This window comes from Acinetobacter sp. AG1, from assembly GCF_001005525.1.
In the GTDB taxonomy this organism is placed as follows: domain Bacteria; phylum Pseudomonadota; class Gammaproteobacteria; order Pseudomonadales; family Moraxellaceae; genus Acinetobacter; species Acinetobacter modestus.
On the sequence record NZ_LBMZ01000013.1, the window covers coordinates 1 to 1,442 of the forward strand.

The window sequence follows — 1,442 nt, forward strand, 5'->3', positions numbered from 1 at the left end:
TGGGAAAATTTATATTTTTAAAAAATCATAGGTAAAAAAATAAACCCAAAAAATTGAGTTTATTTTGATATTTACATGGTTAAAAAATCTTATAAAATCTTCACTTGATTGATTATTATTAATTTAAATAAAAACTTACAGCCTATTCATAAGCTAGTTCGCCAATTTTCTTTGCTTGCACAAGTAGTGGTATTGATTGCATATTTTCAACATTCCCACTTAACATATAACCTTGACTATCCTCATGAAAATTCAAGTTAATTTTTAATACACCTGAATTTCCAAAAAAAGAATGAACATCTAAATTGTGTTTTTTCAGACTTAAAATCAATCTATTTTCACTAACTACACCATTGTATGTATAGGTTATATCTCCACCATTTGCCAAATTATCATCAATCACAAGAATGCCACTTCCAAAATTTTTACCATCGCTCCTAAAACTCAGCGAATAAATGCCATTTTTCATGTAAATCTCATTATTTTAAACTGAACATACAGCATTTATATACTATACTTAATATGCATCACCACTTTAAATAAATTGTAATGTTATATTTTTAATAAAAACGAATGCGAATGATAACTAGCAACAAAATCAATAAAAAATTAATTTAAAAAGTTTAAATATTATTTAATCAACCAAATCAACACTTAAAACATGATTTATTTTTTAAAACCACATCTATATCAAGATAGATACATATACATACATTTAAACGAAAAATATTTCACTTTACATATATAAACTAGTATATAGTGCTTACTCAATAATGAAATTAAGAAGATTAAAATGTCAGGTTTTAAAAGTTTTTCACAAAAAACCACAAATGATAATGATACTAAATTATCTAAAGCTCATCCACATATGCCAATTAATTCTTCTAATCAACCACAACCAGTTCTCACTCCAAAACCTGAAATCGAACAGAGTGAGCAAAATGAAAAATCTGATCCAAACAACAAATAATCTATTATTTACAGTGTACTAAATTTATTTAGTTCTCTGTTCAATAATTAAAAATAAATTAGTGCACTGATTTATTTATATTCCAATTAAATACCATCAGATCTAACATATAGTCTGAAGCTTCGGACAATGACAATTTCTGTGTTTTATAAAAATAATTATTAAAATTTTTCGATAATTTGAGCTATTAAAATATTATCTTTATTAAAATTTAAATATAAAAAGAGACGCTTATTAGCGTCTTTTAACCGTTATCTAGCTAATTAATATATGTCAATTTAAAACCATTCTCCTGCATAACCTTAAGCTCTGGAATGCAAGAGATTTTCCACACTTCGTTTGACCAATGCATCAGTGCGCCATTCTCTTGTTTGTAATAGTTTTCACCACCATCTTTAGAATGGTGGATAAACTGAGTTCCTTTTGGGATAATATTCATTTTCAAACCTTAACCTTAGATCAATCAAAACAT

The 1,442-nt window shown here is 26.0% G+C and carries 3 protein-coding genes; 1 reads left to right on the top strand and 2 read right to left on the bottom strand.

Features of this window, described 5'->3' with window-relative positions; translation table 11 throughout:
* Positions 1-142: 142 nt before the first annotated feature.
* The gene (locus AAV96_RS00080) at positions 143-469 is read right to left on the bottom strand and encodes a GrlR family regulatory protein (protein ID WP_046737829.1); all 327 of its coding nucleotides are present in this window, start codon (positions 467-469) and stop codon (positions 143-145) included.
* 324 nt (positions 470-793) lie between these two features.
* Between AAV96_RS00080 and AAV96_RS18165 the strand changes: the two genes are divergently transcribed.
* Complete coding sequence (locus AAV96_RS18165; RefSeq protein WP_171249095.1) at positions 794-970, top strand: hypothetical protein; 177 nt, start codon at positions 794-796, stop codon at positions 968-970.
* A 259-nt stretch (positions 971-1,229) separates the two neighbouring features.
* Here AAV96_RS18165 and AAV96_RS00085 read toward each other — a convergent pair whose 3' ends face one another.
* Positions 1,230-1,409: a hypothetical protein gene (locus AAV96_RS00085; RefSeq protein ID WP_046737830.1), complete on the bottom strand. Its 180-nt coding sequence runs from the start codon at positions 1,407-1,409 to the stop codon at positions 1,230-1,232.
* Between the last annotated feature and the right edge of the window lie 33 nt (positions 1,410-1,442).

Bases quoted from the DNA above. Each gene is read 5' to 3' on its own strand.
- AAV96_RS00080 (WP_046737829.1), bottom strand. From the start codon at position 469: ATGAAAAATGGCATTTATTCGCTGAGTTTTAGGAGCGATGGTAAAAAT.
- AAV96_RS18165 (WP_171249095.1), top strand. From the start codon at position 794: ATGTCAGGTTTTAAAAGTTTTTCACAAAAAACCACAAATGATAATGAT.
- AAV96_RS00085 (WP_046737830.1), bottom strand. From the start codon at position 1,409: ATGAATATTATCCCAAAAGGAACTCAGTTTATCCACCATTCTAAAGAT.